This window comes from Pseudomonas sp. Irchel s3b5 (assembly GCF_900187435.1).
GTDB lineage: Bacteria > Pseudomonadota > Gammaproteobacteria > Pseudomonadales > Pseudomonadaceae > Aquipseudomonas.
Genome location: NZ_FYDY01000004.1, coordinates 98,381 through 119,155, shown reverse-complemented (window position 1 = coordinate 119,155; position 20,775 = coordinate 98,381). Strand labels below are relative to the sequence as shown.

The window sequence follows — 20,775 nt, the reverse complement described above, 5'->3', positions numbered from 1 at the left end:
CAGCCTCAATGGCTGCCGTTTCATTTGCAACGATTGACTCACACCAGACGCGAAAGCATTTCCTCGGCTTCGCTCTTCTGACCGGCATCGCCTTCCGTCACCACCTCATTGAGGATGTCCCGGGCGCCGTCGTTGTCACCCATGTCGATGTAGGCCTGGGCCAGATCGAGCTTGGTAGCGACTTCATCAGTACCCGACAGGAAGTCAAACTCGGGTTCCTCGTCAACTGTGGCCAGAGCATCGTCCACGGTGAAGCTCGGCTCACTGATGCTCTGGGACAGGCGATCCAGTTCGGCGTTGACGTCGTCCAGCTCGACGGCAAAGGCGTCCGGCGCATCTGCAGCTTCCGTGGCGTCCATTTCGTCAGCCAGTGACAGATCAAAGTCAGATGGCAGCTCCAGGTCGTCCAGCGGTGCTTCAGCAACCGCTGGAGCGTCAACCGACGGCAGATCTTTCACCCCTTCGTCGAGATCCAGCAAGAAGTCGTCTTCAGCGAGAATGGCTGGCGTTGGCTCCGCCCCCAGATCCAAATCCAGATCGAAGTCTGCCAGGTCGTCGAGGTTGTCCCTGATATCGGTCTGCTGCTGCAATACCGACTCAAAGCTCAAATCGTCATCCCGCGGGAATTCTTCCAGCTCGCCCAGGGTCGCATCCGGCTCAGGTTGTGTCGCTGGAGCAATGTTTTCGAAGTCATCGAGACTCAGGTCGAAGGCGCTGTCGAGACCATCTTCGGCCGGGACCGGAGCAGCCGGCGCCGGTGTCACGTTTTCGAGATCGTCCAGGCTCAAGTCGAAAGCACTGTCGAGATCGTCATCAACGGCGGCCGGTGCTTGCGGCTCATCCAGCAGCAGATCCTTGACGTATTGCGCGTCCAGTTCGGCGGTAGCCGCGGCGGCGGCGATTCCACCGGCAGCAACCAGTACCATCGCCGGGAAGCGGCTTTTCAGCTTTTCAACCTGGGCGTAGTTGTCGCCATTGGCCACCAACTGACGTTCCTGCGCAACGAACGCATCGCGGTCGCCTTGCTGGCCGTAGACTTCCATCAGTTTCAAGCGCACATCGCTGCGCTGGGGCTCTTGCTTGACGCCGTCTTCCAGCAACGCTGCGGCCTGATTCAGGCGACCGGCGTTGATGTGCGATTGCGCCTGACCCAGCACATCATCGGAACGCTCGGCAGACGGTGCAACCAACGGCGCAGCGATTGGCGTGGTCATCACAACCGGTGCAACCACTGGCGCAGGAGCAGGTTTCGGTGCAGTCGCCAGTTTCACACTTGGCGATGGAACCTCAAGACCTTCAAAGCTGCTTTCCGGCAGATCAAGGTCAGCCGAAAACGGCTGTTCTTCAGCCAGCGCACGGGCCATGCGCAGATGTTTTTCAGCTTCTTGCTGGGCTTTGCGGCGACGAGCCAACAACAGCAGCAGAAGCAGAAGCACTACAGCGCCACCACCCATCAGGCCGAGCAGTAATGGGTTGGTCAGCAGTTCGTTGAATTTTTGATCGTCGGATGTGGCTGCTGGCGTTTCGACGGGTGCCTGCGTTGGAGCCGTCGCCTCAGGCGCAGCTACAGCTGGCGTCGGGGCTGGAGCAGTCTGCGATGGCGTTGCCGCGGGATCGGCAGCCAGCTCAGCCGACATCGCTGGCGCTGTGGCAGCCGGTGCGCCCGCAGCCCCTTCGGCCTGCAACTTGGCCAATTGATTGTTTTTCAGCTCGATCAGGCGTTGCAGCTTGTCCAGCTGACTTTGCAAATCGGTCATGCGGCTTTTCAGTTCAGCGTTGTCACGACGCGTCGTGTCGAGGCTTTCCTGGGTTACCGCCAACTTGTTGTTTAAGGCTTTGGCATCACCGGCCGCACCTTTGCCAAGGTTCTTGCCGGATTCGGCAGACACCAGGCTCAGCTTATCGGTGGCCGCCTGTTTCGGAGCATCTTCACCGCGGGCGCGATGGGTGGCGTCGATCTGCTGCTGCCCTGCCCCTGGCTTGGCGACGTAACGACGGCCCTGACGCCATGCGGTGTTCTGGGCTGCCACTTCGGCGATGGCTTTGGATTGCGGCAAACCGGTGCTCTGCGCCTGATCCGGCAGGCGCAACACCTGGCCGGTTTTCAAGCGGTTGATATTGCCATCGATGAACGCATCCGGGTTCAAGGCCTGGATGGCCAGCATGGTCTGCTGGATCGAACCGCCGTTACGCGCCTTCGCAGCAATTTCCCAGAGGGTATCGCGTGGCGAGGTGGTGTGCTGGGACGGTTTGGTCGCACCGGTGACAGGCGCGGCAACCGTAGACGTCGGTTGCGCAGCCGCTTCAGCGGTTTGTGGTGAGAATTTGGACGGATCGAGCAACACGCTGTAATCGCGCAACAGACGGCCGTTCGGCCACATCACCTGCACCAGGAATTTCACCATGGGCTCGGAGAGTGGTTTGCTGGAGGTCACGCGCAGGATGCTTTTGCCGCTGGCGTTGAGTACCGGGGTGAAGGTCAAGTCGTTGAGAAACGCCTGGCGGTCGACACCGGCCTTGGCGAAATCGTCAGGCGAAGCAAGGCTTGGCACCACTTCGGCAACGGTGAGGTCCTTGACATCAAGCAGCTCGATTTCCGCAACCAGCGGCTGGTTGAGCGTCGATTTCAGGGTCAGCTCCCCGAGCCCGAGGGCATGCGCCATACCGGAGGACAGCGCCGAGGCGGCCGCTATTGCTAACACCAGTTTGCGAACTTGAACCATTAGTTCATCCTTAGTTTGAACATTCCTCGGCCAGCGAGAAGGTATTGATAGTCGCTGCCGCAAGGCATTGCGCGCAACGGCGAAGGTCGTCGCGCGCGGTCATTTCATTGTTGCTCCGCAAAGCCACGCAGAGTGGCTCTGCCGTCAGCATTCGGGCAAGCATAGGCTCGCCCGGAAACATTCGACAATTTGTAGCAAAGTATCTTTTACAGCAGGTCTTTTATCAACAACTCAGCCAGTTGCACAGCGTTGAGCGCAGCGCCTTTGCGTACGTTATCTGACGTCAGCCACAAATTAAGTTCCGACAGGTCGTCGATACCCTGGCGAACCCGACCAACGTAGACCACATCCTGCCCCACCGCATCGCCAACCGGGGTCGGATAATCGCCGGCTTCCACCAGCTCGATACCCGGCGCGTCTTCCAGGGCTGCGTTCACCTTCGCCAGGTCGATATCACTTGCCGACTGCAGGGTCACATTAAAGCTATCGCCAAAAAACACCGGGGCTTGAATGCAAGTGACAGAAATCTTCAACGACGGCAGGTTCATGACCTGGCGAAGTTCACGTACCAGCCGCTTTTCCAGCAGCGTATGGCCCTGATCATCCGGCTTGCCGACTTGTGCCAGCAGGTTGAATGCCATCTGCCGATCAAAGAACTTCGGTTCAAGCGGGCGCACATTGAGCAGTTCGGCGGTTTGCCGCGCCAGCTCGCTCACCGCTTCGCGGCCCTGGGCAGACACCGCGAGGCTGGCGGTCAGATTGATACGTTGCAATTCCATCAAGCTCAGCAACGGTGCAAGCACTACCGCCAGGGTGGTGGCCGATGGACTCGGGCTGCTGACCAGGAATGGCTTTTTCAAGTTGGCCAGTACCTGTGGATTGGCTTCCGGCACCACTTGCGGCGCTTGTTCGGCCGACAAGGCTCCGGACAGATCAATCACCGAGCAACCGGCAGCACTGGCGCGCGAAGCGAAACTCAGGGTTACCGCCGGGCCTGCGGCAAAAAATACCAACTGCACTTTGCCGAAATCGAATTCATCGACTTCGCGCACACGCACGTTCTTGCCACGAAACGGCACTGAGCTGCCGGCGGATTCGCTGCTGGCCAGCAAGTGCAGGTTACCGATTGGAAAATCGCGCTCTTCCAGAATCTGCACGAGCGTTTCGCCGACAGTACCGGTGGCGCCGATCACGGCGATATCAATGGTCTGGCTCATGGGTTTTACCTCTGGCGAAACGGGGGGAGCGGCACTTTACCGGGTGGGTGGCACACAGGCAATTTCCGCAGGGGGTTATGCGGCGCCGATGAGATCGCCATCGCCAGCAAGCCGGCTCCTACAGGTGTGAGTAAGCTCATCATTGTAGGAGCCAGCTTGCTGGCGATGGCGGCCTGACTGGCGACACAACTCCCATAAAAAAACCCGCACCTCTTTCAAGGCGCGGGTTCTTTCATTGCATCAATCGATCAACGCTCAAGCAGGATCCGCAGCATGCGACGCAGCGGTTCGGCCGCGCCCCACAGCAACTGGTCGCCGACGGTGAATGCACCGATGAACTGCGAACCCATGTTCAGCTTGCGCAGACGACCCACCGGCACGTTCAGGGTACCGGTGACCTTGGTCGGGCTCAGTTCCTGAATGCTGGTCTCGCGGTTGTTCGGCACCAGCTTGACCCAAGGGTTGTGCTGGCTGATCAGCCCTTCGATATCGGCGATCGGCACGTCTTTGTTCAGCTTGATGGTCAAAGCCTGGCTGTGGCAACGCATGGCGCCGATGCGCACGCAGATGCCGTCGACTGGAATCGGGCTCTTGAAGCGACCGAGAATCTTGTTGGTCTCGGCCTGGGCCTTCCACTCTTCGCGGCTCTGACCGTTCGGCAATTCCTTGTCGATCCACGGGATCAGGCTGCCGGCCAGTGGTACGCCGAAGTTTTCGGTCGGGTACGCGTCGCTGCGCATGGCTTCGGCCACACGGCGGTCAATGTCGAGGATCGCGCTGGCCGGATCGGCCAGTTGATCGGCGACAGCGGCGTGGGTCGCGCCCATTTGCTTGATCAGTTCACGCATGTTCTGCGCGCCGGCACCGGAGGCCGCCTGATAAGTCATGGCGCTCATCCACTCCACCAGGCCAGCTTCGAACAGGCCACCGAGGCCCATCAGCATCAGGCTGACGGTGCAGTTGCCGCCGATGTAGTTCTTGGTGCCCGCGTCCAGTTGCTGGTCGATGACCTTGCGGTTCACTGGATCCAGAACGATCACCGCATCATCCTGCATACGCAGGCTGGAAGCGGCGTCGATCCAGTAACCCTGCCAGCCGGCTTCACGCAGTTTCGGGAAGACTTCGCTGGTGTAGTCGCCACCCTGGCAGGTCAGAATCACATCGAGGGTTTTCAGCTCTTCAATGCTGTAAGCGTCTTTGAGCGGAGCAATGTCCTTGCCCACGGACGGGCCTTGGCCACCGACATTGGAAGTGGTGAAAAACACCGGCTCGATAAGATCGAAATCCTGCTCTTCCAGCATCCGCTGCATGAGCACGGAACCGACCATACCGCGCCAACCGATCAGACCTACACGTTTCATCGCAACTACACCTTCTTGAAATGTGGGCCGCTGCTTTGTCTTGAATTTGGCAGCGGGCCCGAGAGATTACAGATTCCGCAGCGCGGCGACTACTGCGTCACCCATTTCCTGCGTACCGACTTTAGTGCAACCTGCCGAATAAATGTCACCGGTGCGCAAGCCCTGATCCAGCACCAGGCTGACGGCTTTCTCAATGGCATCGGCTGCAGCCTGCTGATTGAAGCTGTAACGCAGCATCATCGACACCGACAGAATGGTCGCCAGCGGGTTGGCGATGCCTTTGCCCGCGATGTCCGGCGCCGAACCGTGGCACGGCTCGTACATGCCCTTGTTGTTGGTGTCCAGGGACGCCGATGGCAGCATGCCGATGGAACCGGTGAGCATCGAAGCCTGGTCGGACAGGATGTCGCCGAACATGTTGTCGGTGACGATCACGTCGAACTGCTTCGGTGCACGCACCAGTTGCATGGCGGCGTTGTCGACATACATGTGGCTCAGTTCGACTTCAGGGTAATCCTTGGCCACTTCCTCGACAATTTCACGCCACAGTTGGCTGGAGGCCAACACGTTGGCTTTATCCACCGAGCAGAGCTTCTTGCCACGGACCATGGCCATGTCGAAACCGACACGGGCGATACGGCGAATTTCGCTTTCGCTGTACGGCAGCGTGTCGTAGGACTGGCGCTCGCCGTTTTCGAGGGTGCGGGTACCGCGTGGCGCGCCGAAGTAGATGCCGCCGGTCAGTTCACGAACGATCAGGATATCCAGGCCGGCAACGATTTCCGGCTTCAGGCTGGAAGCCTCGGCCAGTTGCGGGTAGAGGATTGCCGGACGCAGGTTGCCGAACAAGCCCAGTTGCGCACGGATTTTCAACAGACCGCGCTCAGGGCGGATGTCACGTTCGATGGCATCCCATTTCGGGCCGCCAACGGCACCCAACAGCACGGCATCGGCCGCACGGGCACGTTCCAGGGTCTCGTCGGCCAGTGGCACGCCGTGCTTGTCGATGGCAGCGCCACCGATCACGTCGTGGCTCAGCTCGAAGCCCAGGGCGAACTTGTCGCTGGCCAGCTCCAGCACCTTGACCGCTTCGGCCATGATTTCCGGGCCAATACCGTCACCTGGGAGAATCAGAATCTGCTTGCTCATGCTTTCCTCATGTCATCAGTCGGTGCGCCCATGGACGCACCCGGAAAAATTCTATCGCTCGGCCATCAGTACCAGTACATCGGTACTGAACGAACCATCAGCCTCAATCTCAAAATATTCGCGCACTTCGTTGCCCATCGACTGCTGCAACTCGCGGATCGCCGCGCGCATCACTTCAGGCGTGCGCATGCGTTCGACCCAGCTGCTGTACTCCAGGCGCAGGCGCTGACGAGTGGTACTGCGGGTGTGCAGTCCCGCCTCGCTGACCTGGCGCAACCACTCGCCGGCGGAATAATCGCGCACATGGCTGGTGTCGCGCAGCACTTCGACGCTTTGCAGGTAAGTGTCGAACAACGGGCTGCCCGGTGACAACACGTCGATGAACGCGGCGACGCCACCCGGTTTCAACACCCGACGCACTTCGCGCAATGCCAGGCCGAGATCACTCCAATGGTGCGCCGAATAACGGCTGAAGACGAAATCGAATTCGCCATCGGCAAACGGCAGACGCTCAGCGGCACCATTGACCGTGGACACATTGTTCAAACCACGATCGATGGCAGCGGCCGTCACCACGTCGAGCATCTGCTGCGACAGGTCGTAGGCCACCACTTCTTTCACCAACGAGGCAACTTGAAAGCTCACGTGGCCGGCGCCGCAGCCCAGGTCCAGAACCCTGGCCTCGCCCTGCCCCGCCAGCTCAGCCTGTAGCAGCGCGAACTCGGTACCTTGAGCGTGAACGGCGCTGCTCAGGTAGGCCGAAGCCTGTTCACCGAATTGCTTTTGGACTACCTGACTGTGCTGGGCGGTGCTGGTCATGGGGACTTCTTCCTTTTTGGGGTTTAGCCTGGTGTTGTCTGGGCGGGCCTCTTCGCCGGCAAGCCAGCTCCTACAGGGGAATGCGTTTCAACTGTAGGAGCTGGCTTGCCGGTGATGGCGTCATTACGCCTTACACAAAATCACGCGTCGCGAAACAACCAAGGCTGGCTCGCACGATGTTTGGCCTCAAACGTCGCAATCGCATCGCCGTCCTGCAAGGTCAGGCCGATATCGTCCAGGCCGTTGAGCAGGCAATGCTTGCGGAACGCATCGATTTCGAAGTTCAACACCTTGCCGTCAGGGCGAGTCACGGTCTGGGCTTGCAGATCGACCTGCAACTGATAGCCCGGATTAGCCTCGACCTGCTGGAACAGTTCATCGACTTCGGCGTCGCTCAAGATGATCGGCAGCAAGCCGTTCTTGAAGCTGTTGTTGAAGAAGATGTCGGCGTAGCTCGGCGCGATGATGCTGCGGAAACCGTACTCTTCCAGTGCCCACGGCGCGTGTTCACGGCTGGAACCGCAACCGAAGTTTTCACGGGCCAACAGTACGCTGGCGCCTTGATAACGCTCGGCATTAAGGACGAAGTCCTTGTTCAACGGGCGCTTGGAGTTGTCCTGATACGGCTGCCCTACATCAAGGTAGCGCCATTCATCGAACAGGTTCGGGCCGAAACCCGTGCGCTTGATCGATTTCAAGAATTGCTTCGGGATGATCTGGTCGGTGTCGACGTTGGCACGATCCAAAGGCGCGACAAGTCCAGTGTGCTGGGTAAAAGCTTTCATGCTGCGCTCCTTTAGATCAATTCACGGACGTCAATGAAACGACCGTTCACAGCGGCGGCCGCGGCCATGGCCGGGCTGACGAGGTGGGTACGGCCACCGGCGCCCTGACGGCCTTCGAAGTTACGGTTAGAGGTCGACGCGCAATGCTCGCCGGACTCCAAACGGTCCGGGTTCATCGCCAGACACATCGAGCAACCCGGCTCGCGCCATTCGAAACCGGCTTCGAGGAAAATCTTGTCCAGACCTTCCGATTCGGCCTGCGCCTTCACCAGACCCGAGCCCGGCACCACGATGGCCTGCTTGATGGTCGAAGCCACTTTGCGGCCCTTGGCGATCACGGCCGCAGCGCGCAAATCTTCGATCCGCGAGTTGGTGCAGGAACCGATGAACACGCGGTCGAGCTGGATGTCGGTGATCGCCTGGTTGGCGGTCAAACCCATGTATTTCAAGGCGCGGACGATGGAATCGCGCTTGACCAGGTCCATTTCCTTCGCAGGATCTGGCACGTTCTGGTCTACCGCCAACACCATCTCAGGCGAAGTGCCCCAGCTGACTTGCGGTTTGATCTGGGTCGCATCGAGCTCGACCACAGTATCGAACCTGGCATCAGCGTCGGAGACGAGGTCCTTCCAGGCTTCGACGGCCAAATCCCATTCCGCGCCTTTCGGGGCGAATGGACGGCCCTTCACGTAAGCCACGGTTTTTTCGTCAGCGGCCACCAGGCCTACGCGAGCGCCGGCCTCGATGGACATGTTGCAGATGGTCATGCGGCCTTCGACGGACAGGTCGCGAATGGCGCTGCCGGCAAATTCGATGGCATGGCCGTTACCGCCGGCGGTGCCGATCTTGCCGATCACCGCGAGGACGATGTCCTTGGCGGTCACGCCGAACGGCAATTGGCCTTCGACGGACACCAGCATGTTCTTCATTTTCTTGGCGACGAGGCACTGAGTGGCGAGCACGTGCTCGACCTCGGAGGTGCCGATACCGTGAGCCAGAGCGCCAAATGCACCATGGGTCGAGGTGTGGGAGTCACCGCAGACCACAGTCATGCCCGGCAAGGTCGCGCCCTGCTCAGGGCCAATAACGTGGACGATACCCTGGCGGATGTCGTTCATCTTGAACTCGACGATGCCGTATTCATCGCAGTTGTCGTCGAGGGTCTGAACCTGCAAACGCGAGACCTGGTCGACAATCGCCTCGATGCCGCCCTTGCGCTCCGGGGTGGTCGGTACGTTGTGGTCCGGGGTCGCGATGTTGGCATCGATGCGCCATGGCTTGCGCCCGGCCAGACGCAGGCCTTCGAAGGCTTGCGGCGAGGTCACTTCGTGAATGATGTGACGATCGATGTAGATCAGCGCAGAGCCATCATCGCGCTGTTTGACCAAATGCGAATCCCAGAGCTTGTCGTAGAGCGTTTTGCCGGCCATCAGACGGTTCCTCATCAGCTTGTTTCTATGCCCCGGGCCTTGAAAGTCTCAATAACCCTTTGGCTTGTGAGGCTGATCCTATGGGGTTACATTAAATAACTCAAATTCATATTTTTTATGCTTTGGATAACCAACTGGAATACAACCATGGACCTGGCCAATCTCAATGCCTTTATTGCCATCGCCGAGACCGGAAGCTTCTCCGGTGCGGGCGAACGGCTGCACCTGACTCAACCGGCGATCAGCAAACGCATCGCCGGGTTGGAGCAGCAATTAAAGGTGCGACTGTTCGATCGACTGGGCCGCGAGGTCGGGCTGACCGAGGCTGGCCGCGCCCTGTTGCCACGGGCGTATCAGATTCTGAATGTCCTCGATGATACGCGCCGCGCCCTGACCAACCTCACGGGCGAAGTGACCGGTCGTCTGACCCTGGCCACCAGCCACCACATTGGCCTGCACCGCTTGCCGCCCTTATTAAGGGAGTTCACCCGACGCTATCCCGAGGTGGCGCTGGATATTCAGTTCCTCGACTCAGAAGTCGCCTACGAGGAAATTCTCCACGGCCGCGCTGAACTGGCTGTCATCACCCTCGCGCCGGAACCCCACACACTGGTCAAAGCCACGCCTGTATGGGACGACCCGCTGGACTTCGTGGTTGCCCCGGAGCACTCACTCCTCAACAACGGCAAGGTCACCCTCGCGGACATAGCCCGGCATCCCGCCGTTTTCCCCGGCGGCAACACCTTTACCCATCACATCGTGCAGCGCCTGTTTGAAGCCCAAGGCCTGACGCCCAACATCGCCATGAGCACCAACTACCTGGAAACCATCAAGATGATGGTCTCGATCGGCCTGGCCTGGAGTGTTTTACCGCGCACCATGCTCGACGATCAGGTGGCGAGGATACCTTTGCCGGGCATACAGCTCACTCGCCAGCTAGGCTATATCCTGCACACCGAACGGACATTGTCGAATGCTGCCCGGGCTTTCATGGCCCTGCTGGACGCCCAACTCGATCTGCCAGGGACTCAAGGCTAAATTGTGCTAAGCCTATAAAGCCGCGAACACCTGTGCCAAACGCCCATTCAGCCTAAGGCTTGCCAATGCCGAAATCTGTTGACCGTATTCCGCCGATGCCGCGTATACAGGCGATTGACCCTAAAAACTCGGAGCAGAGTTGGGAAAGTGCCTCGCAATTGCTGGCCGCACTTAACGGCGCGCACCTGGGTGCCTGGTATTGGGACATTGAACGCGGGCAGATCAGTTGGTCACGAGGCACACAGGCGTTGTTCGGCTTCGACCCCCGCCGACCGTTGCCGGCGGACATGGAATACCTCGACCTGCTACCCCCGGAAGACCGGGCGAAAACCATTCGTGCGTTCCATGCGGTGATCGCCGGCGCGCCACTGGAACAGGCCATGCACCACCGGATTCGCTGGCCCGATGGCAGCTTGCACTGGCTGGAAGTCAGCGGCAGCCTGTTGCCGGACAAGCACGGCCGGCCACGCATGATTGGTGTGATCCGCGAGATCACCCAACAGCGCCAGCGCGAGCACGCGCTGAGCAGCTCGGAAAAACGCTTCGCCACGCTGTTTCATCTGTGTCCGAACATGGTCCTGCTGACCCGCCAGGAAGATGGCCTGATCACCGAAGCCAACCAGTATTTCGAAAGCCTGTTCGGCTGGCCGGTACAACATGCGATCGGCCGCACAACGCTGGAACTGGGCCTATGGGTGCACCCTGAACAGCGGGCAGAACTGGTCAAGGCCACCAAGGCCAAAGGCGATCTGGTCAGCATGGAGGTGCAATTTCGCGCCAGCAACGGGCAGATTCACGACGGCATCCTCAGCGCCCAGAAGGTCGAACTCGAAGGCCAGCCGTACTTGCTGAGCACCTTCCTCGACACCACCGAACGAAAAATCGCCGAACACGCCCTCAAGGACAGTCAGGAACGCCTTGACCTGGCCCTGGACTCGGCGCAACTCGGCACCTGGGATTGGCACATTCCCAGCGGCATGCTCTATGGCTCGGCACGCGCGGCTCAACTGCACGGGATGGAAGCCATACCGTTCCATGAGTCCTTTGACGATTTTTTCGAAGGGGTACCGGGCGAAGAACGCGACACCATGCGCGACGCCTACCGCAGCCTGCGCGAAGGCCCGGCCGGCAACTATCAACTGACCTATCGTGTGCAACTGTCGGACGGCAGTTCACGCTACCTGGAAAGCCGAGCCCGCCTCTATCGGGATGAAAACGGTGCGCCATTGCGCATGGCCGGCACCCTGCTCGACATCACGGATCAGGTTGAACGCGAACAGAAACTGGTGGCCTCCGAAGAGAAGTTCGCCACCCTGTTTCAAGTCAGCCCAGACCCGATCTGCGTCACTCGCCAGGACACCGGCCACTTCATCGAGATCAATTCCAGTTTCACCCAGACTTTCGGCTGGAACACCGCCGACGTGATCGATCGCAGCGCCGATGAAATCGGCCTGTGGGATGCCTCGGCCCAAAGCTTGCGACGCATCGAACAAGTCATCCGCGAACAAGACCTGAGCAATGTCGCGATACAGGTCCAGCACAAGGACGGACAGTCACTGACCTGCGTGATTTCCAGCCGCCAGATCAGCGTTGGCGAACAGCCCTGCATCGTCACCACATTGCGTGACATCACCCAGCAACAGCGCTCGGAAGCGGCACTCAAGGCCAGCGAAGAGAAGTTCGCCAAGGCGTTCCACTCCAGCCCCGATGCCATCACCATCACCGAGCGCGACACCGGCTTCTATCTGGAGGTCAACGACGGCTTTTGCCGCTTGACCGGTTACCGCACCGAGGACGTGGTGGGCCGCACGGTCTATGAGGTCGGGATTTGGGCCGAAGAAAAACAGCGGTCGGGTTTGTTGGCCGAATTGCACACCAAGGGCCGGGTCCATCACCGGGAAATGCTCGCACGCAACAAGCGCGGTGAGTTGCTGACCGTCGAAGTCTCGGTTGAGCCGATCACCCTCAACGAAACCGCATGCCTGTTGCTGACCGCGCGGGACGTCAGCCTGCTGAAAAATGCCGAAGCGCAAATTCGTCACCTGGCTTACCACGACCCGCTGACCAACCTGCCCAACCGCGCACTGCTGATGGATCGCCTGAGCCAACAGATCGCCCTGCTCAAACGCCACAATCTGCGCGGCGCGTTGATGTTCCTTGACCTCGACCACTTCAAGCACATCAACGACTCCCTCGGTCATCCGGTGGGCGATACCGTGTTGAAAATCATCACCGCCCGCCTTGAGGCGAGCGTGCGCATGGAAGACACCGTCGCACGCCTGGGCGGTGATGAATTCGTCGTGCTGCTCAGCGGCCTCGAAGGTTCGCGCAGCGCAGTCAGCGATCAGGTGCGGGAACTGGCCGACACCCTGCGCGAACTGCTATCCGAACCGATGTTCCTCGACGGCCATCGCCTGCAGGTGACACCGAGTATCGGCATTGCTCTGATTCCTGATCACGGCTCGACACCAACGGACCTGCTCAAACGCGCCGATATCGCGCTCTATCGAGCAAAAGACTCGGGGCGTAATACCGCGCAGATGTACCACAACACCATGCAGAAGGCCGCGAGCGAACGCCTGCGCCTGGAAACCGACTTGCGCTTGGCCCTTTCCCGAGGCGAATTTCGTGTGCATTACCAACCCCAGATCGACGCCCGGGGCGACCGTATCGTCGGTGCCGAGGCATTGCTGCGCTGGACTCATCCGGAACTCGGTGCGCAATCACCCAACGAGTTCATCAAAGTACTGGAAGACAGTGGACTGATTCTTGAGGTCGGCAACTGGATCCTCAATGAAGCCTGCCTGGCGTTCAAGAAGTTGGTCGATAAACACCTGGTGGACCCGCATCGGTTCAGCCTGTGCGTCAACATCAGCCCGCGTCAGTTCCGTCAGAACGATTTTGTCGAACGCGTCGAAAGCAGCCTCACCAGCCAAGGCCTGCCCTGCTCGATACTGAAACTGGAAATTACCGAAGGCATCGTCATCCAGAACCTGGAAGACACCATCAGCAAAATGCGCCGCCTGAAAAAACTCGGCGTGAGCTTCGCCATGGATGACTTCGGCACGGGGTACTCCTCGCTGACCTACCTCAAGCGCCTGCCGGTCGACACCTTGAAAATCGACCAATCTTTCATCCGCGATGCGACCAGCGACCCGAACGACGCCGAAATCATTCGCGCTATCGTCGCGATGGCCCGCAGCCTGGACTTGAAAGTGATTGCCGAAGGGGTGGAAACGGCGGAGCAGCTGGAGTTTCTGCAAGGGCTGGAATGTCACTTCTATCAGGGGTATCTGCACAGCCAGCCGCTGCCGGTTGAAGAGTTTCAGAAATTACTGAAATGATCCCTACAAAGAACAGGTACAAAAAAGGGCGCCGTTGGCGCCCTTTTCTTGCTCTGGCTTAGTGTTGCAGAGCTGGCTTTTGCGTCCCGTTGATCGGGATGCGCCTGGCTTTCGCCTCTTCAGGAATCACCCGCAGCAGGTCAATGCTCAACAGACCGTTGTTCAGGCCGCTTCCGCCACCGGCAATCCCAGCAAACGCGAGACCTGATCCAGTTCTGTCTCGCGTCGCAGGACGGTGAACAGCTCTACGGCTTCGGGATAATTACGGGTCAACATCGCCAACCATTGCTTCAGGCGACCAGGGGATTGACGCGCTGTCATCTGCGCCTTGGCTTGCAGCCAGAAGTCCTGAATCAGCGGTAGCAGCTCGCTCCAGGTCATCTCGACCACTTCCTCACCGGCACGCGCAGCGGCGATCTGTCGGGCGAGATCCGGGCGCGAAACCAGGCCGCGGCCGAGCATGATGTCTTCCACGCCGCTGATTTCACGGCACCGGCGCCAATCCTCGACGCTCCAGATGTCACCATTGGCGAACACCGGAACCTTCACGACGTCTTGCACCCGTGGAATCCATTCCCAGTGCGCAGGCGGTTTGTACCCGTCAACCTTGGTTCGCGCGTGCACCACGATGTGCTCGGCACCGCCCTCGGCCAAGGCCGTGGCGCAGACCAGCGAACCGTCCGGGCTGTCGAACCCCAGGCGCATCTTGGCGGTGACGGGAATGTGTGCAGGCACGGCACGACGCACGTGCTCGACGATCTGGTTGAGCAGTTCAGGCTCTTTGAGCAACACCGCACCGCCACGGGACTTGTTGACGGTCTTGGCCGGGCAGCCGAAGTTCAGGTCGATCACCTCGGAACCCAACTCGCAGGCCAGCGCGGCGTTTTCCGCCAGGCACACCGGGTCGGAACCCAGCAGCTGTACGCGCAGCGGCACGCCAGAGGCGGTCCGCGCGCCGTTGAGCAGCTCCGGTCCGAACTTGTGGAAGTAGGCGGGCGTGAGTAACTGGTCGTTGACCCGGATGAACTCGGTCACACACCAATCGATGCCGCCCACTCGGGTCAGCACGTCGCGCAGGATGTCGTCGACCAACCCCTCCATGGGCGCCAAAGCAATTTGCATGAAAAACACACTCAACGAAAAACGTGCGGCAGTTTACTGGATTATCGAGCGAAAGACTTGCGCATACCTTTGTGGCGAGGGAGCTTGCTCCCGCTGGAGCGCGAAGCGGTCCCCCTGCAAATGAAGAGTGCTGCGCACTAACGGGAGCCAGCTCCCTCGCCACAGGGCCGTGTCAGGCCGGGACTTGCAACGCCGGGCCGTAGCCCTCGATAAATTCTGCCGGCATCCGCTTGGGTCTGCCCGTGGACAGCTCGATGCAAACGAACGTGGTCTGTGCGCGCAATAGCGTGGTGTTGTCACTCGGGCGGATCAGCTGGAAATGCCGGGTCATCTTCAGGCGCTGGTCCCAATCGACGATCCAGGTCGCCAACTGCAACTCGTCGCCCTCGTAGGCGGCCGCCAGGTAATCGATCTCGTGCCGCACCACCGCCATGGCACGGTCCAGCCGACGGTACTCGACCAGATCCAAGCCCAGGCGCTGGGAGTGGCGCCAGGCACAACGCTCCAGCCAGGTCACGTACACCGCGTTGTTCGCGTGGCCCAACCCATCGATGTCCTCGGCACCCACTTGCAGATCAATGATAAATGGCGTTTCCCGATCCCAGCCCATGCCCCACTCCCGGTCAGATAGTTTCGACCGGGGCAGTGTAACGGATGCTCAGGCCGATTGGCGCGATTGCAGGCTGCGACCGGCCAGCAGTGATAACACCCCGTCAATCACCCGAGGATCGGCCAGTACCCGCTGATGACCGCCCTCCTGCAGGCGCAGCAAGCGGCTATCAAACCAGGCTTCGTGGATCAGTTGCGACTCCTTGACCGAGACAAAGTTGTCGTCTTCGGCGTGGACGATCAAGCCGGGCATGTCGAGTTGATAATGGGCGACGTCGAGCATCGCTGCGCGCATGCCGACATCTTTCTCGACCTGGCGAATGAACGCGGAACGGGCTTTGGGTGGCAACCCAACATAACGGGCAAACCCGCGCAACACGCCGAGGATGCGGGCCGGGGCGCCAATGGTGACCAGTGTTTCGGTGCGCAGGCCCAGCTGCACGGCCAGCATGGCACTGGCACCGCCCATGGAGTGGCCAATGACCGCTTGCAACGGCGGCAATTCAGCGGCGGCTTCAAGCATGGCGCGGGCGAACAGCACCACATTCGCTTCACTGCCCGGTGAGCGGCCGTGGGCCGGACCGTCCAGCGCGACCACCGAATATCCGGCATCGACCAGCGCCGTGATCAGGCTGGCGAACTGCGTCGGCCGCCCTTCCCAACCGTGCATCAGCAAAACCGCCGGGCCTTGCCCCCAGCGCAACGCTGAAAGACCGAATCGCAAAGTGATGCGTTCGGACTTCGCCAACAGCGGCAATTCCCAGTCACGCGGCGGCAGATCCCGCGGCGTCATGAAAGCCAGTCGCATTTTGCTTGCAACCAGTTTCGGTGCAACCCAGCCCAAGGTGCCATTAACGCCACGAACCCACTTCAACGTGCTCATCGCATTCTCCCCAGGCCGCAGCCTTCAGGTCAACGCACTGCCGATTTGGCGGCACGCAGTAATCGATCGGACAATTCTCCCGGCCCCAGCGCCCGCGCCAGAGCCAGACCACCCACCATCAAGGCCATGTCGGCCAAGGCTTTATCGGTTTCTTCGGGGCTGGCCGCCAATTGCGCGACCATCAATTCCATGTGCTCGTTGAGGGCGACACGGAAGGCATCCGGCAGCCGGCCAAGCTCACCGACCGACGCGGGAATCGGGCAAGCCGACTCGGAGGAATCACGGTGCTTGCGCGACAGATAAAACGCCGCCACCAACGCACGACGTTCTTCGCCGGTCAGTTCGCTATCCATGTCGGCAATCAGGTCACGCCGGTGACCGAGCAATTGCTTGAACGCCTCCAGCATCATGGCGTCCTTGCTTTCGAAGTGCGCGTAGAAGCCGCCGACCGTCAGGCCCGCCGCGCCCATCACCTCGCCCACGCTCGGTTCGGCCGGGCCACGCTGAATCAGCGCGGAGCTGGCGGCCTTGAGGATGCGTTCGCGGGTTTGAGCTTTTTTATCGTTCATCGTTGCCTCCGAATATTACGACTCAAATATTATTCTCATAATAATTTTTCGCAAGTCGTGGATGTGACCGCTGGTCTGAAGAACAGTTTGAAAGAGAAAGGGAGATTTTGCCAAACGCCAGACAAACAAAAGGGCCATTCAATAATTGAATGACCCTTATAAAATCCCGCAGAGCGGGTAATCGTGGCGTCCCCTAGGGGACTCGAACCCCTGTTACCGCCGTGAAAGGGCGGTGTCCTAGGCCACTAGACGAAGGGGACACAAACCCTTCTATACAACTGATCAGTGCTGAGAGCTGATCGATTCAAGGCCGGTGTGGCCAGACCTTGAACTTGTAAAATTGGTGGAGCTTAGCGGGATCGAACCGCTGACCTCCTGCATGCCATGCAGGCGCTCTCCCAGCTGAGCTAAAGCCCCGGATTTTTCGCCTCGCGGCGGAGTGACATCTTGCAACATCACTTCTGTAAAACTGGCGTCCCCTAGGGGACTCGAACCCCTGTTACCGCCGTGAAAGGGCGGTGTCCTAGGCCACTAGACGAAGGGGACGCAAACCCTTCTATACAACAGATCAACGCTGAGTGTTGATCGCTTCAAAGCCGGTGTGGCCAGACCTTGAAGTGTAAATTGGTGGAGCTAGACGGGATCGAACCGTCGACCTCTTGCATGCCATGCAAGCGCTCTCCCAGCTGAGCTATAGCCCCTCATCGCTGAGGACGGGGCGAATCTTAAGGGCGCATCGAAAGTCTGTCAAACTTATTTTGCAAATAAACTGAAATTTTTTGCCGACATAACAATCACTTACCGCCCTCCCCCGAAAAATCAGGGGTTTTCCCCAACTGTAGGAGCTGGCTTGCCAGCGATGGCGGCCGCAAGGTCGCTTCGCCAGCAAGCCGGTTCCTACAGGTCAACCCTGTGGGATCAGGCGATAGCGCCCAGCAGCTTTTCCCACTCTTTGTTTTCTTTCTTCGACACGCCGCCCAGCAGGTCGATCGCCTGGCGCAGACGGAAACGGGTCAGGTCCGGCCCGAGGATTTCCATCGCATCGAGCACCGACACCGAACTGGCCTGGCCGGTGATCGCCGCAAACATCAGCGGCATGGCGTCGCGCAGTTTCAGTTCCAGCGATTCGACCACGGCCTGAATGGTCGCAGTGATGCTGTCCTTCTCCCACTGACGCAGGCTTTCGAGCTTCCACAGGATCAACTGCATCAATTGACGAACCTGATCGCCCGAGAGCTTCTTGGATTCGAACAACTTGGCATCCGGGTTCACGCCACCGGCAAAAAAGAACCCGGCCAACGGTGCAACCTGGCTGAAGGTTTCAACCCGGCCCTGCACGTGCGGTGCGATCTTCATCATGTATTCGGAATTGAGCGCCCACTTCTGCACCCGCGCGGCGAACTCTTCGACCGGCAGGTCACGCAGCCATTGACCGTTGAGCCACGACAGTTTCTCGATGTCGAAGATCGGCCCGCCAAGGGAGACGCGCTTCAGATCGAAGTTGTCGACCATTTCCTGCAGCGAGAACTTCTCGCGCTCGTCCGGCATCGACCAACCCATGCGACCCAGGTAGTTGAGCATCGCCTCAGGCATGAAACCCATACGCTCGTAGAACGTCACCGAAGTCGGGTTCTTGCGCTTGGACAGCTTGCTCTTGTCCGGGTTACGCAGCAGCGGCATGTAACACAGCTCGGGCTGCTCCCAGCCGAAGTACTCGTAAAGCAGGATCAGTTTCGGCGCCGATGGCAGCCATTCTTCGCCACGCAATACGTGGGTGATGCCCATCAGGTGGTCGTCGACGACGTTGGCGAGGAAGTACGTCGGCAAGCCGTCGGTCTTCATCAGGACCTGCATGTCCATGCGGTCCCACGGGATTTCAACGTCGCCACGCAGCATGTCCGGCACTACGCAGACGCCTTCGCTCGGTACCTTCATGCGGATCACGTGCGGTTCGCCGGCAGCCAGGCGACGATCGACTTCTTCCTTGGACAGCAGCAAGGCGCGGCCGTCGTAACGCGGAGTTTCGCCGCGAGCCATTTGCTCGGCGCGCATCTGGTCCAGCTCTTCGGCGGTGCAGAAGCACGGGAAGGCATGACCGAGCTCTACCAACTGCTGGCAATATTTCTGGTAGATATCGCCGCGTTCGCTTTGACGATAAGGACCGTGCGGGCCGCCAACGTCCGGGCCTTCGCTCCAGTTGATACCCAGCCAGCGCAGGGCGTCGAAGATCTGCTGTTCGGACTCGCGGGTCGAACGCAACTGGTCGGTGTCTTCGATCCGCAGGATGAACTCACCGCCATGCTGCTTGGCAAAGCAGTAGTTGAACAATGCGATGTAAGCGGTGCCTACGTGGGGATCCCCGGTAGGCGATGGCGCGATGCGAGTGCGGACGGTGGTCATGGCATGTCTCGAAAAGAATAAAAGCGAAGTTCAAACAAGGCGCGAATGGTAACAGGCGACACCCGCCCGGCTCCAGCTAACAGGGCATTTAAGCCAAGGTTGCGACTGGAATGCCTGTATGGCGTGGTGAATGGCCGAATATCAGTCGTCGGCATTTACCGCTTATCGGTGATATGACAGATTTGGGTGCTGTAAACTTCTCTTACAATTTCTTGACTACAGTTTGCCCATGCCTGCCCAACTCAAGCGTCGCCTGCTTACCTTCCTGCTGATTGTCCTGTTGATTGCCGGGGGATTGTTTGCCCACTGGTTCCTCAACGGTCGTTTTTATGAAAGCACCGATAACGCCTACGTCCAGGGTGAAATCACCCGCGTGTCCAGCCAGTTGGGCGCACGCATCGACGAAGTGTTGGTGCAGGACAACCAGCATGTCGAGAAAGGCCAATTGCTGATCAGGCTCGAAGGCGAAGACTTCCGCCTCGCCGTCGACCGTGCCAACGCCGCCCTCGCCACCCGCCAGGCCGAACGCCTGCAAGCCCAGAGCAAACTGACTCAGCAAGGCAGCCTGATTGCCGCCAGCGAAGCGCAAGTCTCGTCCAGCCAGGCGAGCCTGGGTCGCTCGCAAATCGACCTGATTCGCGCCGAAACCTTGCGCAAACCCGGCTATATCTCGGAAGAACGCGTGACGAGCCTTTCCGCAGAAAACCACATCGCCCGCTCGCAAGTCACCAAAGCCCAAGCCGATGCGCAAAGTCAGCGCCAGCAAGTCAATGCACTGAATGCCGACATCAAACGCCTCGACGCGCAGATCGCCAACGCCAAAACCGACCTGGCCCAGGCCGAACTGAACCTGACCCGCAGCGAGATCCACGCCCCCATCAGCGGCCTGATCGGCCAGCGTGCTGCGCGTAACGGTCAAGTTGTGCAGGCCGGTGCCTATCTGTTGTCGATCGTGCCGGACGAAGACATCTGGATTCAGGCGAATTTCAAGGAAACCCAGATCGGTCACATGCAGCCCGGCCAGAAAGCCGAGCTGACCTTCGATGCCTATGGCGATACACCGATCGAAGCCCGGGTCGACAGCCTGTTTGCCGCCTCGGGCGCGCAATTCAGCCTGCTGCCTCCGGACAATGCCACGGGCAACTTCACCAAAGTCGTGCAACGGATTCCGGTCAAACTGACCTTCGCTGCGGACAATCCGCTGCGCGGCAAGATTCGTCCGGGCATGTCGGTCACCGCCAAGGTGAACATCAAGGACGCCCCGGAAGACGTCACCGTGAAAGTGAGCCTCAAAGACGCCCCTGCCGATGGCCGGTGATCAACTGA

At 59.7% G+C, this 20,775-nt stretch carries 15 protein-coding genes, 4 tRNA genes and 1 pseudogene; 3 read left to right on the top strand and 17 right to left on the bottom strand.

Annotated features, from left to right (window positions below):
* Nucleotides 1-38: 38 nt before the first annotated feature.
* The 7 genes from CKW15_RS06110 to leuC all read right to left on the bottom strand — a co-directional run bounded on the left by CKW15_RS06110 (nt 39) and on the right by leuC (nt 9,484).
* Nucleotides 39-2,723 carry a FimV/HubP family polar landmark protein gene (locus CKW15_RS06110; protein WP_095060903.1) on the bottom strand — a complete coding sequence of 895 codons (2,685 nt, stop codon included), beginning with the start codon at nt 2,721-2,723 and terminating at the stop codon, nt 39-41.
* A 206-nt stretch (nt 2,724-2,929) separates the two neighbouring features.
* Nucleotides 2,930-3,940 carry an aspartate-semialdehyde dehydrogenase gene (locus CKW15_RS06105; RefSeq protein WP_095060905.1) on the bottom strand — a complete coding sequence of 337 codons (1,011 nt, stop codon included), beginning with the start codon at nt 3,938-3,940 and terminating at the stop codon, nt 2,930-2,932.
* 248 nt (nt 3,941-4,188) lie between these two features.
* Nucleotides 4,189-5,301 carry an aspartate-semialdehyde dehydrogenase gene (gene asd, locus CKW15_RS06100; protein WP_095060917.1) on the bottom strand — a complete coding sequence of 371 codons (1,113 nt, stop codon included), beginning with the start codon at nt 5,299-5,301 and terminating at the stop codon, nt 4,189-4,191.
* Nucleotides 5,302-5,367: 66 nt separating this feature from the next.
* Nucleotides 5,368-6,450, bottom strand: a complete 1,083-nt coding sequence (leuB, locus tag CKW15_RS06095) for a 3-isopropylmalate dehydrogenase (RefSeq protein ID WP_095060919.1) — start codon at nt 6,448-6,450, stop codon at nt 5,368-5,370.
* A gap of 51 nt (nt 6,451-6,501) precedes the next feature.
* A complete protein-coding gene (locus CKW15_RS06090; protein WP_095151828.1) occupies nt 6,502-7,269 on the bottom strand; it encodes a class I SAM-dependent methyltransferase in 768 nt (255 codons plus the stop codon).
* 140 nt (nt 7,270-7,409) lie between these two features.
* The gene (gene leuD / locus CKW15_RS06085) at nt 7,410-8,054 is read right to left on the bottom strand and encodes a 3-isopropylmalate dehydratase small subunit (RefSeq protein WP_053157879.1); all 645 of its coding nucleotides are present in this window, start codon (nt 8,052-8,054) and stop codon (nt 7,410-7,412) included.
* Between the two features lie 11 nt (nt 8,055-8,065).
* Nucleotides 8,066-9,484, bottom strand: coding sequence for a 3-isopropylmalate dehydratase large subunit (gene leuC, locus CKW15_RS06080; RefSeq protein WP_095060923.1), 1,419 nt, complete (start codon nt 9,482-9,484; stop codon nt 8,066-8,068).
* 147 nt (nt 9,485-9,631) lie between these two features.
* Here leuC and CKW15_RS06075 point away from each other — a divergent pair, with 147 nt between their 5' ends.
* Nucleotides 9,632-10,522, top strand: a complete 891-nt coding sequence (locus CKW15_RS06075; RefSeq protein WP_095060925.1) for a LysR family transcriptional regulator — start codon at nt 9,632-9,634, stop codon at nt 10,520-10,522.
* A 65-nt stretch (nt 10,523-10,587) separates the two neighbouring features.
* Nucleotides 10,588-13,866, top strand: coding sequence for an EAL domain-containing protein (locus CKW15_RS06070; protein ID WP_095060927.1), 3,279 nt, complete (start codon nt 10,588-10,590; stop codon nt 13,864-13,866).
* Between the two features lie 58 nt (nt 13,867-13,924).
* Here the strand turns inward: CKW15_RS06070 and CKW15_RS06065 are convergent.
* The 10 genes and pseudogenes from CKW15_RS06065 to gltX all read right to left on the bottom strand — a co-directional run.
* Nucleotides 13,925-14,032 (bottom strand): annotated as a pseudogene (locus CKW15_RS06065) (heat-shock protein); the annotation flags it as partial.
* The gene (locus CKW15_RS06060; RefSeq protein ID WP_095060929.1) at nt 14,029-14,988 is read right to left on the bottom strand and encodes a tRNA-dihydrouridine synthase; all 960 of its coding nucleotides are present in this window, start codon (nt 14,986-14,988) and stop codon (nt 14,029-14,031) included. The gene CKW15_RS06060 and the pseudogene CKW15_RS06065, both read right to left, overlap by 4 nt.
* 172 nt (nt 14,989-15,160) lie before the next feature.
* Nucleotides 15,161-15,598 (bottom strand): thioesterase family protein, encoded by a 438-nt coding sequence (locus CKW15_RS06055; RefSeq protein ID WP_095060931.1) that lies wholly within the window; start codon nt 15,596-15,598, stop codon nt 15,161-15,163.
* A 48-nt stretch (nt 15,599-15,646) separates the two neighbouring features.
* Nucleotides 15,647-16,480, bottom strand: a complete 834-nt coding sequence (locus tag CKW15_RS06050; protein ID WP_095060941.1) for an alpha/beta fold hydrolase — start codon at nt 16,478-16,480, stop codon at nt 15,647-15,649.
* Between the two features lie 29 nt (nt 16,481-16,509).
* On the bottom strand, nt 16,510-17,049 hold the full coding sequence (locus CKW15_RS06045) for a TetR/AcrR family transcriptional regulator (RefSeq protein WP_095151827.1): 540 nt from the start codon (nt 17,047-17,049) through the stop codon (nt 16,510-16,512).
* A gap of 184 nt (nt 17,050-17,233) precedes the next feature.
* Nucleotides 17,234-17,309 (bottom strand) — tRNA-Glu (locus tag CKW15_RS06040).
* A gap of 81 nt (nt 17,310-17,390) precedes the next feature.
* Nucleotides 17,391-17,466: transfer RNA gene (locus tag CKW15_RS06035), tRNA-Ala, on the bottom strand.
* A 53-nt stretch (nt 17,467-17,519) separates the two neighbouring features.
* Nucleotides 17,520-17,595: transfer RNA gene (locus tag CKW15_RS06030), tRNA-Glu, on the bottom strand.
* A 79-nt stretch (nt 17,596-17,674) separates the two neighbouring features.
* A tRNA-Ala gene (locus CKW15_RS06025) sits at nt 17,675-17,750 on the bottom strand.
* A 217-nt stretch (nt 17,751-17,967) separates the two neighbouring features.
* Nucleotides 17,968-19,449 (bottom strand): glutamate--tRNA ligase, encoded by a 1,482-nt coding sequence (gene gltX / locus CKW15_RS06020; protein WP_095151826.1) that lies wholly within the window; start codon nt 19,447-19,449, stop codon nt 17,968-17,970.
* Between the two features lie 229 nt (nt 19,450-19,678).
* Here gltX and CKW15_RS06015 point away from each other — a divergent pair, with 229 nt between their 5' ends.
* Nucleotides 19,679-20,767, top strand: coding sequence for an HlyD family secretion protein (locus CKW15_RS06015; protein WP_095060947.1), 1,089 nt, complete (start codon nt 19,679-19,681; stop codon nt 20,765-20,767).
* Nucleotides 20,768-20,775: the final 8 nt, after the last annotated feature.

What these genes read in the sequence shown, in the direction of transcription:
- CKW15_RS06055 (WP_095060931.1), bottom strand. Translation starts at nt 15,598, where the DNA reads ATGGGCTGGGATCGGGAAACGCCATTTATCATTGATCTGCAAGTGGGT.
- CKW15_RS06075 (WP_095060925.1), top strand. Translation starts at nt 9,632, where the DNA reads ATGGACCTGGCCAATCTCAATGCCTTTATTGCCATCGCCGAGACCGGA.
- gltX (WP_095151826.1), bottom strand. Translation starts at nt 19,449, where the DNA reads ATGACCACCGTCCGCACTCGCATCGCGCCATCGCCTACCGGGGATCCC.
- leuD (WP_053157879.1), bottom strand. Translation starts at nt 8,054, where the DNA reads ATGAAAGCTTTTACCCAGCACACTGGACTTGTCGCGCCTTTGGATCGT.
- leuC (WP_095060923.1), bottom strand. Translation starts at nt 9,484, where the DNA reads ATGGCCGGCAAAACGCTCTACGACAAGCTCTGGGATTCGCATTTGGTC.
- CKW15_RS06105 (WP_095060905.1), bottom strand. Translation starts at nt 3,940, where the DNA reads ATGAGCCAGACCATTGATATCGCCGTGATCGGCGCCACCGGTACTGTC.
- CKW15_RS06070 (WP_095060927.1), top strand. Translation starts at nt 10,588, where the DNA reads ATGCCGAAATCTGTTGACCGTATTCCGCCGATGCCGCGTATACAGGCG.
- leuB (WP_095060919.1), bottom strand. Translation starts at nt 6,450, where the DNA reads ATGAGCAAGCAGATTCTGATTCTCCCAGGTGACGGTATTGGCCCGGAA.
- CKW15_RS06015 (WP_095060947.1), top strand. Translation starts at nt 19,679, where the DNA reads ATGCCTGCCCAACTCAAGCGTCGCCTGCTTACCTTCCTGCTGATTGTC.
- CKW15_RS06045 (WP_095151827.1), bottom strand. Translation starts at nt 17,049, where the DNA reads ATGAACGATAAAAAAGCTCAAACCCGCGAACGCATCCTCAAGGCCGCC.
- CKW15_RS06050 (WP_095060941.1), bottom strand. Translation starts at nt 16,480, where the DNA reads ATGAGCACGTTGAAGTGGGTTCGTGGCGTTAATGGCACCTTGGGCTGG.
- CKW15_RS06090 (WP_095151828.1), bottom strand. Translation starts at nt 7,269, where the DNA reads ATGACCAGCACCGCCCAGCACAGTCAGGTAGTCCAAAAGCAATTCGGT.
- CKW15_RS06110 (WP_095060903.1), bottom strand. Translation starts at nt 2,723, where the DNA reads ATGGTTCAAGTTCGCAAACTGGTGTTAGCAATAGCGGCCGCCTCGGCG.
- CKW15_RS06060 (WP_095060929.1), bottom strand. Translation starts at nt 14,988, where the DNA reads ATGCAAATTGCTTTGGCGCCCATGGAGGGGTTGGTCGACGACATCCTG.
- asd (WP_095060917.1), bottom strand. Translation starts at nt 5,301, where the DNA reads ATGAAACGTGTAGGTCTGATCGGTTGGCGCGGTATGGTCGGTTCCGTG.